Source organism: Hamadaea sp., from assembly GCF_013362815.1.
In the GTDB taxonomy this organism is placed as follows: domain Bacteria; phylum Actinomycetota; class Actinomycetes; order Mycobacteriales; family Micromonosporaceae; genus Hamadaea.
This window is the reverse complement of the sequence record NZ_JABFVK010000019.1, coordinates 108,464-121,701: the sequence shown is the minus strand read 5'-3', so window position 1 is coordinate 121,701 and position 13,238 is coordinate 108,464. Positions and strand designations below refer to the sequence as shown.

12 protein-coding genes are annotated in these 13,238 nt (G+C 71.3%); 8 read left to right on the top strand and 4 right to left on the bottom strand.

Annotation, left to right across the window (positions count from 1 at the left end; translation table 11 throughout):
• The first annotated feature begins 24 nt into the window (after positions 1–24).
• Positions 25–747 (top strand): GNAT family N-acetyltransferase, encoded by a 723-nt coding sequence (locus tag HOV77_RS12075; protein ID WP_290861430.1) that lies wholly within the window; start codon positions 25–27, stop codon positions 745–747.
• Here the strand turns inward: HOV77_RS12075 and ribA are convergent.
• The gene (ribA, locus tag HOV77_RS12070) at positions 744–1,367 is read right to left on the bottom strand and encodes a GTP cyclohydrolase II (protein WP_290861429.1); all 624 of its coding nucleotides are present in this window, start codon (positions 1,365–1,367) and stop codon (positions 744–746) included. The two genes, HOV77_RS12075 and ribA, sit on opposite strands and share 4 nt — an antisense overlap.
• 58 nt (positions 1,368–1,425) lie before the next feature.
• On the opposite strand from ribA, the gene HOV77_RS12065 reads away from it, so the two are divergent.
• Together HOV77_RS12065 and HOV77_RS12060 are read left to right on the top strand one after the other, a co-directional pair.
• Positions 1,426–1,911: a MarR family transcriptional regulator gene (locus tag HOV77_RS12065; RefSeq protein WP_290861427.1), complete on the top strand. Its 486-nt coding sequence runs from the start codon at positions 1,426–1,428 to the stop codon at positions 1,909–1,911.
• A 155-nt stretch (positions 1,912–2,066) separates the two neighbouring features.
• Positions 2,067–3,497, top strand: a complete 1,431-nt coding sequence (locus HOV77_RS12060) for an SDR family NAD(P)-dependent oxidoreductase (RefSeq protein WP_290861425.1) — start codon at positions 2,067–2,069, stop codon at positions 3,495–3,497.
• A 144-nt stretch (positions 3,498–3,641) separates the two neighbouring features.
• Here the strand turns inward: HOV77_RS12060 and HOV77_RS12055 are convergent, their stop codons facing one another.
• On the bottom strand, positions 3,642–4,472 hold the full coding sequence (locus tag HOV77_RS12055) for a bifunctional 5,10-methylenetetrahydrofolate dehydrogenase/5,10-methenyltetrahydrofolate cyclohydrolase (RefSeq protein WP_290861423.1): 831 nt from the start codon (positions 4,470–4,472) through the stop codon (positions 3,642–3,644).
• Positions 4,469–5,200, bottom strand: coding sequence for a cyclodeaminase/cyclohydrolase family protein (locus tag HOV77_RS12050; protein ID WP_290861421.1), 732 nt, complete (start codon positions 5,198–5,200; stop codon positions 4,469–4,471). Before HOV77_RS12050 ends, HOV77_RS12055 begins: the two co-directional genes overlap by 4 nt.
• Positions 5,201–5,240: 40 nt before the next feature.
• Here HOV77_RS12050 and HOV77_RS12045 point away from each other — a divergent pair, with 40 nt between their 5' ends.
• The 3 genes from HOV77_RS12045 to HOV77_RS12035 all read left to right on the top strand — a co-directional run bounded on the left by HOV77_RS12045 (position 5,241) and on the right by HOV77_RS12035 (position 9,107).
• Complete coding sequence (locus tag HOV77_RS12045) at positions 5,241–5,432, top strand: hypothetical protein (RefSeq protein WP_290861419.1); 192 nt, start codon at positions 5,241–5,243, stop codon at positions 5,430–5,432.
• Positions 5,433–8,246: a BTAD domain-containing putative transcriptional regulator gene (locus tag HOV77_RS12040; protein WP_290861417.1), complete on the top strand. Its 2,814-nt coding sequence runs from the start codon at positions 5,433–5,435 to the stop codon at positions 8,244–8,246. It abuts the gene before it with no gap.
• A gap of 99 nt (positions 8,247–8,345) precedes the next feature.
• Positions 8,346–9,107: an aldolase/citrate lyase family protein gene (locus HOV77_RS12035; RefSeq protein ID WP_290861415.1), complete on the top strand. Its 762-nt coding sequence runs from the start codon at positions 8,346–8,348 to the stop codon at positions 9,105–9,107.
• Here HOV77_RS12035 and HOV77_RS12030 read toward each other — a convergent pair.
• On the bottom strand, positions 8,988–10,682 hold the full coding sequence (locus HOV77_RS12030) for an FAD-dependent monooxygenase (RefSeq protein WP_290861413.1): 1,695 nt from the start codon (positions 10,680–10,682) through the stop codon (positions 8,988–8,990). The two genes, HOV77_RS12035 and HOV77_RS12030, sit on opposite strands and share 120 nt — an antisense overlap.
• A gap of 246 nt (positions 10,683–10,928) precedes the next feature.
• On the opposite strand from HOV77_RS12030, the gene HOV77_RS12025 reads away from it, so the two are divergent.
• Both HOV77_RS12025 and HOV77_RS12020 read left to right on the top strand, forming a co-directional pair.
• Positions 10,929–11,951: a hypothetical protein gene (locus tag HOV77_RS12025; protein WP_290861411.1), complete on the top strand. Its 1,023-nt coding sequence runs from the start codon at positions 10,929–10,931 to the stop codon at positions 11,949–11,951.
• Between the two features lie 159 nt (positions 11,952–12,110).
• Positions 12,111–13,079 (top strand): pirin family protein, encoded by a 969-nt coding sequence (locus HOV77_RS12020; RefSeq protein ID WP_290861409.1) that lies wholly within the window; start codon positions 12,111–12,113, stop codon positions 13,077–13,079.
• The last annotated feature ends 159 nt before the right edge of the window (positions 13,080–13,238 follow it).

Genomic DNA, 13,238 nt, shown 5'->3' with positions numbered 1-13,238 from the left:
CGAGCGCCGGTTACCCTGAATTTCATGATCACCCCCACCCTGACCAGCCGATCCGAGTTCCTGGCCGCTACTGGTGGCAATCCGTTCGTCGCGTTGACGACCAGTGCACGGCTTTCGGCGTATCACCGGAAGGAGGCCTGGGTGTGGGTGTCGGACGGGCCCTGGGGAGTGGTGACCGCGGGGCTGGGTGCCGGGGCCGACGCGCTCGCGCTGCTCGCGGACCTGCACGCGGCCGGTCTGACGGAGGGCGGGCGGCTGCACGCGCCGCGAGTTTCGCGTGACGCGGTGCTGGAACGTTTCGCGGCCGCCCGATTCGGCGAGTGGGACCAGTTGTGGTCGACCACCCCGCCGCCGGTCGTGCCGGACGAGGAACAAGTGGAGCCGTTGCCGGCCGACGCGGCAGCCGAGATCAACGCGCTGCTCGACGCCGCACTGCCCGAAAGCAGCTCGCGGCCCGGCGATCCGGGAGTCCGCGGCTGGCACGGCATCTGGGAGTCCGACCGGCTCGTCGCGGTGGCCGCCGATCGGAGCGCGAACGGTGTGGGTCTGCTCTCCGCAATCGCCGTAGCCCCCGACCACCAGGGCCGAGGGCTGGGAGCAGCGGTGACAGCGGCCCTGACGCGTCGCCTTTTCGAGGAGTACGCGACCGTGTCGCTGGCGGTGGAATCGGACAATGCACGCGCGATCAAGCTGTACGAGCGGCTCGGCTACACGTCGGGAACCGCGCGGACGTCGTTCGACGTCTAGAAGACCAGCGTGTGCCCGGTGTGGTCGACCTTCGCGCGCAGGTAGCGGGCGTTGGCAGAGGACAGGTGTACGCGAGTCGGCAGCGTCTCGTCGACCGTGATGCCCAGCTCTTCGAGCTGCGCGACCTTGTCGGGGTTGTTCGTGAGCAGGTCGACCTTGGTTGCGCCCAGCGCCGCCAGCATCTGCGCGGCAGCGGTGTAGTCACGCTCGTCGTCGGCGTGACCCAGCGCCCGGTTCGCGGCGTACGTGTCGAGGCCGGAGTCCTGGAGGGCGTAGGCGTCGAGCTTGGCGTACAGGCCGATGCCGCGACCTTCCTGCCGCAGGTAGAGCAGGAATCCGCCGGTCTGCGCGATGTGCTCGACCGCCTCCCGCAACTGCGGGCCGCAGTCGCAGCGCTCGGAGCCGAAGACGTCACCGGTCAGGCACTCGGAATGCGGCCGGACCAGCGGAATCGGATTGTTCCGGTAGTCGCCGAGGCCGAGTGCGAGGTGCTCCTTGCCGTCGGCCAGGCCCGTGAAGGTGAACACGTCCGCGACGGTCTGGTAGCCGTCAGCGAACCGGAGCGGCACCCTCACCTGGGTCCGGATCTCGGCCACCGGTGCTTGAACCTTCAAACTCATGCCGTGAAGCGTACCTCTGATTGTTTAACTTTCAAGAAGACGAGGTAGACTGGGGTCTATGACGATCACCACACCACGGTGGCTCACCCCCGAGGAGGACCACGCTTGGCGGGCCTGGCTTCAGGCCTCCGAGCTGCTGGAAGACCACCTCGATCAGCAGCTGCAGCGCGACAGCGGCATCCCGCACGTCTACTACAGCCTGCTCGCCTGGCTCTCCGAAGCGCCCGATCGGCAGATGCGGATGACCGAGCTCGCCGAACAGTCCAAGATCACCCGTTCGCGGCTCTCGCATGCGATCTCGCGGCTCGAAGAGCGCGGCTGGGTTTCGCGCGTGAGTTGCGCATGGGACAAGCGCGGACAAATAGCTCGGCTGACCGATGAGGGGTATGCGTTTTTGGAGAAGGCGGCACCGGGGCACGTGGAAGCCGTCCGGGCTGCCGTTTTCGACGCGCTGACCCCTGATCAGGTACGCGCTTTCGGGGACGCCTGCGCGGCTATCGCCGCTCGGCTGCACTCCGCTCCGGCCGTTCCCTGGCATCGCTGACGCTCCTCGCTTGCGCTGGCCGCGCTTATTGGGCGCTCGGTGGTACACCGCGTACCTATCAGCGTCGGTGTGAGGTACGTGACGTACCACCCGTTGCACCCGCCTCGAGCGGGCGCGCAGCGCCGACCGGCATACGGCCCGGCTACAGTTCTCCGGTGACGCAGATCGACCCCGACCGGCTCAAGCTGGCGCTGGAGGTGCTGGCCGAACTCGACGACCTACCCGTCGACCACCCGGACGTGGAGGCCGCCCGCCGCGCGACCGCTCGCCTCTACAAGACCGTCAAGCAGCGCAAACGCCAAGAGCGCCGCGCCGCCGTGACGGCCAACGACAAGGCCGTGACCGAGGCCACCGCAACCGGCGCCCCCGGCCGGATCGACGACGAAACGGCGGGTGTCTTCGGGCTCACCTCGCCGACGCAGGACTCCGTCACCGCCGGCACTTTGTTGCGCGCCCGGTCTTGCTACACCTGCAAGCAGCGGTTCACCACGGTCGACTCGTTCTACCACCAGCTCTGCCCCGACTGCGCTCAGCTCAACCGTTCGCGCCGGGACGCCCGCGCCGACCTGACCGGCAAGCGCGCTCTGCTGACTGGCGGCCGGGCGAAGATCGGGATGTACATCGCGCTGCGGCTGCTCCGCGACGGTGCGCATACCACCATCACCACCCGGTTCCCAGCCGACGCCGTACGCCGATTCACTGCGATGCCCGACAGCGCCGAGTGGCTGCATCGGCTTCGCATCGTCGGCATCGACTTGCGGGACCCGGCACAGGTCGCCGCGCTCGCCGACGACGTCGCCGCACAGGGGCCGCTCGACATTCTGATCAACAACGCCGCTCAGACCGTACGCCGCAGCCCGGGTGCGTACTCGCAGCTCGTGGCGGCCGAGACCGAGCCGTTGCCGGTCGGCCCGCTGCCCGAGCTGGTGTCCTTCGGGCACAGCCTGGAACGCAACCCCGCCGCGATGATCACCAGCGGCCAGCAGCGCTTCACCGGCGCGGACGTCGCCGCGTTGGCGTTGGTCGGCGGCTCGGCCTCGCCGGCCCGGATCGCCGACGGAACGGCCATCGACGCCGGTGGCCTCGTGCCCGACCTGGCGCACGAGAACAGCTGGTCGCAGGTAGTCCACGAGGTCGGCCCGCTGGAGCTGCTGGAAGTGCAGCTGTGCAACCAGACCGCACCGTTCATCCTGATCAGCCGGTTGCGGGCGGCGATGGCGGCGTCGGCTGCCCACCGGAAGTACGTCGTGAACGTGTCCGCGATGGAGGGCAAGTTCACCCGCGGCTACAAGGGGCCCGGCCACCCGCATACGAACATGGCGAAGGCCGCCCTGAACATGCTCACCCGCACGAGCGCGTCGGAGATGTTCCACACCGACGGCATCCTCATGACCAGTGTGGACACCGGCTGGATCACCGACGAGCGGCCGCACCCGCAGAAGATGCGGCTCGCCGAGGAGGGGTTCCACGCTCCGCTCGACCTCGTCGACGGCGCCGCCCGGGTGTACGACCCGATCGTGCGCGGCGAGGCCGGCGAGGACGTGTACGGATGCTTCCTCAAGGACTACTTCCCCACCGACTGGTGAGCCCTTCCGCTCCACCCGCTGCGCTCGCGCGTTAATCCGCTCACGCGGGCGCAGCGCGGGCGCGTTATCCGGGATAACGCGGTCTCGCACACTGTGCGAGGGGACGTTTTCCCGGATGACGCGCGGCGAGGCGGGACGGCGCGACTAGCGAACGGAGGCGGCGTCCAGGGTCTGGGCGAGCAGCAGCATCGTGGTGACCGGGCCGACGCCACCCGGTACGGGGGTCAACGCTCCGGCCGTGGTGACTGCCGGGTCGACGTCTCCGGTCAGGCCGCCGTCGTCGGTCGGATTGGTGCCGACGTCGATGACGACCGCGCCCGGTTTGATGTGTTCGTCGCCGATGAGGTGGGCTCGGCCGACCGCCGCCACCAGAACGTCGGCCTGACGGCAGACGGCCGCCAGGTCACGCGTACGCGAATGGGCCACCGTGACGGTGGCGTTCTGCGCCAGAAGCAGGAGTGCGGCGGGCTTGCCGACCACTGTGGACCGGCCCACGACGGTCGCCGCCACACCGGACAACGGCACGTTCTCCGCGAGCAGCAGCTCCAAGACGGCCCGGGCGGTCGCCGGGGCGTACGCGGGCAGCCCGGCCGCCAACCGGCCGAGGCTCGCCGGGTTCGCCCCGTCCACGTCCTTCGCCACCGGGATGTGCTCGCCGACCTGGTCGAGCGTCACCCCGGCGGGCAACGGCGTCTGGCAGATGAGCCCGTGGACCTCCGGATCGGCGCCGAGCTCGGCGAGCGTACCGGCCACCTCGTCGCCGGTCGGCTGGTCGAGGTGCACGATTCGGCAGGTCACGCCCGTCTTCTCGGCCGTACGCGCGATGCTGCGCACGTACCACGCGGTCGCCTCGTCGTCGGTCGGGACGACGACCGCGAGCGTCGGGTCGGTTCCCTGCGATCGCAGTTCCGCGGCGCGAGCGGAGACCTCTTCGCCCAGGCGGGCGGCGTGCGCCTTGCCGTCGATGAGCCTCACGCCGACGCCCCCGGAACCGCCGACGCCCCCGGAACCGCCGACGCCCCCGGAACCGCTGACGCCCCCGGAACCGCTGATGCCCCTGAGGACGCCCCCGAGGCCGCCGAGGGTCCCGCGATGCGGGCCCGGACAGCGGCGGTGACCCGGTCGGCCCGCCCGATCGCGCCGAGGTGCCCGGCCAGCTCCCCGTCGAGCGCGGCGGCCACCGATCGGTCGGTCAGCGTCGACGTGTTGACCTCGACGTTCACGGCGGCAGAGGAGAGCGCCGCGCGAGCGGCGTCGGCCGCGACCGCCACGTCGGACAGCACGTTGACGTTCGCACCGTCGAGGATGGATTCGGCCAGCCCGACGATCTCCGCCGAGACGGCGGCCAGCCGCAGGGGTACCCGGGCCGCGCCGGCGAGCGCCTGCTGAATGGCGGCGCTGCGCCCGGCCTTTTCCGTCTCGGTCGCCTTGGGCAGCCGGTACGCCTCGATGACCGCGCCGAAGGCGGCCTCGTCGGCGTCGGCCAGCTCCGCCGCCAGTTTGCGCAGTTCAGCCGCGCGTTCGCGGGCCGCTGTCATCGTGGGTTCGTGGTCGGCGTACCGGGGATTGCCGATGGTCAACTCGGTGACCATGCCGACCAGGGCCGCACCGGTGGCGGCCATCAGGGCGGCGGCCGCACCGCCACCCGGGGTCGGCTCGCCCGACGCCAGTTCACCCAGCCATTCGGAGATCGTCTGCTGCACTCGTCCAGCATTCCAGACGGCCCCGGCTAGTCTCGGCGGCGTGGCACAGGTCGAGGTCCGGATTCTCGGACCCGTACGCATCGCGGGCGGCGACGGGGTGAACCCCGTGGCCAGCCAGCGCGCGCGGGCGGTGCTGGCCGCCCTGGCCCTGCGTCAGGATCTCGTGGTCTCGGCCGACGAACTCGTCGAGGCGGCCTGGGGCGGCAACGCTCCCCGGACGGCCGCGAATTAGGTGCAGATCGCGATCTTCCGGCTTCGTCAGGCGCTCAGCGTCGCCGGGGCCGACCCGCAGGCCGCCATCGTCACCCACCCCAACGGATACCGGCTGGTCGGATCGGTCGTGCGTACCGACGTCGCGGAGTTCCGGCTGCTCACCCGGGCGGCCGAGCAGGCGGTCGCGGTCGGGGACTGGGCCGCCGCCGCGACGCGGTACGAGGAGGCGCTGGCGGTCTGGCAGGGACACGCGTGCCAGGACGTCGACTCCGCGCACCTCGCCGAGGCGGTGTCCGGGCTGGAGGAGGACCGCCGGGACGCGGCCGAGCGGCTCGCCGCGGCCGAGGTTCTGCTCGACCGGCCCGCCGCCGCGCGGCTGTCCGGTCTGCTCGCCGAGGACCCGCTGCGGGAACGGTTGTGGTACCTCCTGATTCTCGGCCACGCCCGCAGCGGCCGTCAGGCACAGGCGTTGGACGAATACCACCGGGCCCGGCGTACGCTCGTCCGCGAGCTCGGCCTCGAACCCGGTGCCAGCCTGCGGGAGCTGGAGCAACAGATACTGCACGGGCGGTTGGACGCGGCGTCCGAGGTCGTCCGCCGCTGGCTGCGCGGTCCGGCCGGCGACACTCCGACCGGCGTATGGCAGGTCCCGGCCGACATCCCCGATTTCACCGGGCGCACCGCCGAGGTCGACCGGGTCTCCGCCCTGTTGCGAGCGGAGAACGATCATCCGGCCGTGGTGTGCATCGCCGGCCTGGGCGGGATGGGCAAGACGACTCTCGCCGTACGCGTCGCCCGCGGCCTGCGCGCCCGATTTCCCGACGGCTGCGTCTTCTTCGACCTTCGCGGGACCGATCCGCACTCCCCGGACGCCGTCGACGTCACCGCCGGCGTACTCCGTGCGATCGGCGTGCCCGGCGAGGCGATCCCGGACGACGCGGAGGAACGGATCGGGCGACTGCGGGCCGAACTCACCGGCCGGCGGCTGTTGCTGGTCATGGACAACGCCCGGGACGAGAGCCAGGTCCGGCCGCTGATTCCGCCGAACGGCGGCAGTGCCCTGCTCGTCACCGGCCGCCGGCTCCTGGGCGGACTCGACGGCGCCCATCTGGTCGATCTCGACGTCCTGCCGGATCAGGACGCGTTGCGGCTGCTCGGATCGCTGGCCGGAGTCTCCCGGATCGAGGCGGAGGCCGCCGACGCCGCCCGGCTCGTCGAGCTCTGCGGCGGCCTTCCGCTGGCGGTCCGGATCGCGGGCGTACGCCTCGCGCGGCGGCCGTCCACGCCGCTCGCCAAACTCGCCGCCCGCCTCGCCGACGAGCAGGTTCGCCTCGATGAGCTGGCCTTCGGCGACCGCGAAGTCCGGGCGGTGTTCACCGTGAGCCACGGCCGATTGGAGAGCCGAGCCGCCACGTTGCTGCGCCGCCTGGGTCTGATCCCCCGGCCCGAGGCACCCGCGTGGGTGGCGGCCGCACTGCTGGGGCTGCCTCAGGCGGAGGCGGAACGAGTGGCGCAGCGCCTGGTCGACGCGTCGCTCGTCGTCGAACGGGACGATGGCGAAGACCTGCGATATCGCCTGCACGACCTGGTCCACCTGTACGCACGCGAGCAAGCCGACGATGAGGACGAGCGGGCGCTGCGCAACGCGTACGAGGCGATGCTTTCGGCCTCCCTCACCGCCACGACCGCGCTGCCGATCCGGGTGCTTCCGCACGTGGCGCCGCCCGGCGGCGTGCCTCCGACTGACGCGTCCGCCTGGTTCGCCGAGAACGAGGCGCTGCTTCTCGCGGCGATCCGCGACGCCGCCGGACGGGGCTGGTGGGGACTCGCGACGGGCCTGCACACGGCCCTGTCGGATTACGTCACCAATCGGGCGTACGCCGCGGAATGGGAGGCCGTCGGAAACGCCCTGCTGGTCGACATTCCGCCGGACGAACCGGGCCGCACCGATCTACTCGCCACCTTGGGCATGCAGGCGCACACGCGCGGCAACGTCCGGACGGCGCTGCCCTTGCTCCGGCAGGCCCGCCGGGAGTACGCCGCGCACGGCCGCCCGGTCTGGGCGGCCGTCGTGGCCGGTCAGTACGGCGTGGTTCTCCGGCGGCGGGGTAACTGGCGAACGGCCCAAGCGGCCCAGGACTGGGCCCTCGCCCGGCTGCCGGCCGACCGTCACCCGGCCCAACTGGCCCGGATTCTCCTCGGGCGGGGGAACGCGATCATGGAACGGTTGGGCGACCTCTCCGAAGGGCTGCGCATCCTTGAGCGGGCGCGTCTGCTGGCCCAGCAGGCGGGTGATCTGGACGCCGAGAACAACATCCTGGGGTCGCTCGGGCTGATCCTGCGGCGCGAAGGGCGGCTGACCGAGGCCCGGGCACGGTTCGAGGAAGGAGCCGCGATCTGCGCCCGCATCGGTTCGCACGCCGGGGCCTGCATCCTCGGCAGCTATTTGGTCCGGGTCCTGGTGGAGCTCGGCGAGGCCGACGCCGCCGCGGAGGCCGCCGAACAGGCGGTCCGGCGCGGAGTCGAGGCCCAGCACGCCCGCGCGCTGAAGGAGGCGTACGCCGCCTCGGGCTATGCCGCCTATTCGCGGGGCGACTATGAGCTGGCGGCCGCGCATCTCACCGAGGCGGTCGAGCTGGCTCGCTCGTCCGGGCTGCTCGGGCTGGCCGGCAACCTGTTCCTGCTCGCCAAGACCCGGCTGGCCCAGGGTGAGGAGAAGGACGCGGTGGCCTTCGCCGAGGAGAGCCGGCAGGTCTACCGAGAACTCGGCCGCCCCGATGCTGACGTGGTCCAGGACTGGCTCACCTCGTGGCGTACCACGGCCGAGCGATAAAGCGCGGATAAAGCGCACCCGGGCAGCATGGGAACCAGCTGCCGGGGCCGGTCGCCACGTCAAACGGGGGCGTGGCGCCCGCCCCGTACAGTCGCAGCCGTGCGCGACAACAAGCTTTCCGAACTGCTGACGGCGGGCCGCCCGGCGTACGGGGTCTGGCTGAGCATCCCGAGCCCGGCCACCGCCCGGCAACTCGCCCGGGCGGGCGCCGACTTCCTCGTCGTGGACGCCGAACACGGCCCGATGGGCGCGGAGACGATGTCCGCGATGGTCGCTGCGATCGCCGACGCGGGCGGCTGTGCGGTCGTGCGGATCGCGGAGAACACGACCGAGAACGTCAAACGCGCGCTCGACGCCGGGGCATCGGCCGTGATCGGCCCGATGATCGACACCGCCGACGAGGCGGCCGCCCTGGTCGCGGCGGCGAAGTTCCCGCCGGTCGGTCGGCGCAGTCTGGGCAGCGCCTGGGCCGGGCTGGCGTTCGACACGACACTGCCCGGCTACTTCACCGAGGCCAACGCCAAGACCCTCGTGATCGCCCAGATCGAGAGCGCCGCCGCTTTGTCGAATGTGGAGCAGATCGCGGCGGTGCCGGGACTGGACGGCCTGTTCGTCGGGCCGGTCGACCTGTCCGTCTCGCTCGGGCTTCCGCCCGCGCCGGAAAACCCCGAGCTTGCCGGGCCGCTCGTCACGATCCGGCAGGCGGCGGCCCGCCACAGCCTGCCGGTCGGGATCTACTGCTCAGACTCCCGGGCCGCGGTCGACCGGGTCCAGTCCGGGTTCCAGTTCGTCAACGTCGCCGGCGATCTGGCCGCGCTGCTGCGGGAGGTGCGGTGGCAGGTCGGCCAGGTGCGCCCCTGACGCTCCGCGCATCCCCATGATTTCCAGGAGGATACGCACAACGCCGGGCCCGGAGTTCCGTCGGCGCGCGGCGATGTGCCCGTCCGGCCGGACGAGATAGAGCGTGCCCGGCTGCGCGGCGTACGCGGTCGCGAGATCGACGCAGTCGGCCGGGTTCACCGCGACCACCCGGCACGGGACTTCACCGAGTTCGGCGGGCAACACGTCGCCGCCGGAGGTCGGGCCGGAGTCGCAGAACCACAGCGCCACCCAGTCCCGGCCGAATTGATGCCGCAACCGCGTCGGATGGCCACCGAGGACGCAGTCGCCGTCGGGGGCTTTCCCGCCCAACTCCGGCGCTCCGCGCCAATGCCGGGCCGGGCGGTCGTCGGGCAGCACGATCGCCGAGACGGCGTACCGGTAGGGCTCGCTCATGCGGCCGCTGTCGACCCAGCGGGCGGCTCGCCGCCAACGGGCGGCCAACCGCAGGATCGTCTCCCGCCGCAGCGACTGCCACCGCGTACGCGGAGCCATGAACCGCATGGTCGCCGAGACCACCCGGCGATTGTGCTCCTGGGCGGCCCACCTTTCGTCCTGATAGGACTCCAGCAGGGACTCCGGCGCGTGACCACTGAGGACGGCGGTGAGCTTCCAGCCGAGGTTCTCGACGTCTTGCACCGCACCGTTCATGCCGCGCGCGCCGAACGGGGCCACGAGATGGCCGGCGTCGCCGAGGAAGAACACCCGCCGGTGCCGCAGCCGCGTCAGCAGCCGCTGGTGGAACCGATAGTCGCTGAGCCACACCAGCTCGTACGGGACGTCCTGCCCGGTGACGGCGGTCAGCAGCGCCCGGATGCGGGTGTCCATGCGCTCCGGCGACGTCTCGGCGGCCACATCGGCGTACGCCCCGAGCTGCCAGTCGATCCGCCACACGCCGAACGGCTGCGGATGGATCAGCACCGTGCTGCCCGGATGCGCCGGGTGGTCGAAGTAGAACCGGGGCTCCGGCGGCAACGGCAGGTCGGCCCGGATGTCGGCGATGAGGAACCGATCCGGGAAGGTCTCGCCGGGGAAGTCCAGCCCCAACGCCCGGCGCAGCCCGCCGCGCGCACCGTCACAGGCCAGCACGTACGCCGCCGTTGCGTTGTGCGTACCAGTCTGATTCTGAAGGTGAAGCGTGACTTGACGACGGTCCTGGCGCACCGCGGTGACCCGGTGCCCAGGCCGGAGCTCGATCAGGGGGTGCGCGCGGGCGGCCGCGAGCAGATGGTGTTCGGTGCGGTACTGCTGCAGGTTGAGGAAGGTCGGCAGGCCGCCGGGGTCCATGGGCAGGGCCTGGGTGAGGATTTCGCGAGTGCCGAGGAAGGTACGCCTCGTCTGCCACGCGACGCCTTCGGCGATCATCGGGCCCGCGCAACCGAGGCGCTCCCAGACGGTCAGCGCCGTGCGATGGACGGCGATCGCTCGCGAACCGGTCTCGGCGGCGGAGCTGAGGTCGCCGGCGTCGTAGACGACGACCGGGATCCCCCGACCGGCCACCTCCAGCGCCGCCGTGAGGCCGGTCGGCCCCGCTCCCACGATGATGACGGTGTCCACACTGGCCAGAGTGCCCACGGAACGCGGCGAGCGCCCAGACATTCACGGATATCCGACTCTCCCCGTTGATCATGAACCCAAGGTCCGTCTCGTCGGCGAGTCGCACCCCCAAACCTCATGATCAACCAGAGGGGCGGCCGGAGTTATCCACAGGGCGGCCGTTCACTGTTTGCCGAGGTTGCCCCGCGCTGTCAGGATCTTGAGCCATCGGGCCTGCCTCGACGGCCCGCCGACCTGGGGAGACCAATGCGCAGAAGGACCCTGCTGGGCAGCACCGCCGCGGCCGGTGTCGTCGCCGCGACCGGCGGCACGGTGGCCGGTGCGCTCGTCGCCGCCGAGCCGGCCGCCGCCGCGGAGTACCTCGTGGCCACGACCGAGCAGAAGACGAACGACGTGCTCGTGTTCAGCCACTCGAACACCTCGTGGAGCGACGGCAACGTGCGCTGGCGCTGGTCGGCGCCGGCCGGGTCGACCTGGACGAACCTGTCGGACGTCAAGCGCCGCCCGACCGCGGCCTGGGGCGACGTCGTCCTGGTGGCCGCCTCCGGGACCGCCTCGGCGGGCGGCAAGGCGGCGATGATCGACCAGAGTTCCAAGAGCGTCGTCTGGAGCGCCACCGTGCCGGGCAACCCGCACGCGGTCGAGCGCATCAAGAACTACGGCGCGATCGTCGTCGCGTCCTCGCGAGCCCGGCAATACAGCAGCTCGTTCGCCGACGGCGGCGGGCTGAGCCTGTTCATCCCGTCCAGCAACGGCGGCAAGCCCGGGACCTCCTACAGCGGCTCGGTGAAGTACGGCTTCGAAGGCGCGCACGGCGTGCTCTACGACACCAACAGCGGACTGCTGCTGGCCGTCGGCAAGGGCGAACTGCGGGCGTACCACCTCGTCGTGAACAGCAGCGGGCACCTGACCGGGCTGAAGCTCGCCTGCAAGACCACGTTCTCCGGCACCGGGCACGACCTGCAGCCCGACTACGCCTCGGGCAAGTTCTTCTACACCGTCGGCGGCACCGGCACCAACCACGGCGTCTGGGAAGTCAGCCTCCTGTACGCCGGGGCGAGCTGGGTGTTCAGCGGCAAGCGGCGGATCAGCACGGCCACCTACGTGAAGGCGTACGGGAGTCTGCCGAACGGCGTGCGGTTCTACGTCGACGCCCCGAGTGAGAGCCAGTACTGGACCAGCTCGGTCGGCTTCTCCAGCGGCGGGAGCGGGTCGCGCTCCGGAGCCAAGTTCTACAAAGCCCGCTACTGGACCACCGCCTTCGTCTAGCCCCCTTTTTTCCGCGCCCGCTTTTCCGCGCCGCTCTTTCCGCCCGATCATGAACTACCGGGCGTGATCGACCGGCGTGTCGTGTCCGCACGAGCCTGATCAACTCCGGGGGACCCTGATCAACACGGGCAGACGCCGGGGCACGGGTAGGTTGAGCGCATGAGCAACCTCGACCGCGCCCCGGCGATGTCCACCTGCGGCGGTCGCGCCGCTGTCGCCGCCGAACCCGCACGCGATCTCATTCCGGGCCGGGTCGTGCAGCTCGGCGAGAGCACACGCGTACGCCGGCTGCTGCCGACACTCGGCCGGCGCATGGTCGGTGCGTGGTGTTTCGTCGACCATTACGGGCCGGACGACATCGCCGCCGAACCCGGGATGCAGGTGCCACCGCATCCGCACATGGGCCTCCAGACGGTGAGCTGGCTGCACGAAGGCGAGGTCCTGCACCGGGACAGTCTCGGCAGCCTGCAGACGGTGCGCCCCGGTCAGCTCGGCGTGATGACGTCGGGCCGGGCCATCGCCCACTCCGAGGAGTCGCCGCGCGACCATCTCCCGCTGTTGCACGGAGCTCAACTGTGGGTCGCGCTGCCGGACGCGTACCGGCATGTGGAGCCGGCCTTCGAGCATCACCCTGAACTCCCGGTGGTCGACGGAGGCGGGGTGACCGCGACCGTGATGCTCGGCGAGATCGACGGCGCGGCGTCACCGGGGACGACGTATTCCCCGCTCGTCGGGGCGGACCTGACGGTGGCGGCCGGAGCCGACGCGCGCTTCCCGCTGGAACCCGACTTCGAGTACGCCGTCCTCACCATGACCGGCGGCGCTCGGGTGGACGGCGTACTGCTCGAACCGGGATCGTTGCTGTATCTGGGATCCAGCCGATCCGACGTCCAGCTCGAGTCTGATGTGGACACTGCTCTCCTGCTGCTCGGCGGAGAACCGTTCGAAGAGCACATCGTCATGTGGTGGAACTTCGTCGCGCGTACCGGGGACGAGGTCGCGCAGGCCCGCGAGGCGTGGAACGCCGGGACGGGCGGCTTCGGCGAGGTACACGGCTACGACGGCGAGCGGCTGCTGGCTCCTCCGCTGCCGCCCGGCCAGCTCAAGGCGCGCGGTCGCGCCGGCTGACCGCGCATTTCGCGCCATTTCGCCCGGCGGGGCGGGCGGCGGGGTGGGGCGGGGTCCGGTGGGGTGGCGCGGCGCGTTATCCGGGGATAACGTCCCCTCCGCCGCGCGGAAGACCGCGTTATCCCGGGATAACGCGCGCGACACCAGCCGAGCACGAGC

Excerpts from the sequence above, each read along its gene's own strand:
- HOV77_RS12075 (WP_290861430.1), top strand. The coding sequence starts at position 25 with ATGATCACCCCCACCCTGACCAGCCGATCCGAGTTCCTGGCCGCTACT.
- ribA (WP_290861429.1), bottom strand. The coding sequence starts at position 1,367 with ATGAGTTTGAAGGTTCAAGCACCGGTGGCCGAGATCCGGACCCAGGTG.
- HOV77_RS12065 (WP_290861427.1), top strand. The coding sequence starts at position 1,426 with ATGACGATCACCACACCACGGTGGCTCACCCCCGAGGAGGACCACGCT.
- HOV77_RS12025 (WP_290861411.1), top strand. The coding sequence starts at position 10,929 with ATGCGCAGAAGGACCCTGCTGGGCAGCACCGCCGCGGCCGGTGTCGTC.
- HOV77_RS12020 (WP_290861409.1), top strand. The coding sequence starts at position 12,111 with ATGAGCAACCTCGACCGCGCCCCGGCGATGTCCACCTGCGGCGGTCGC.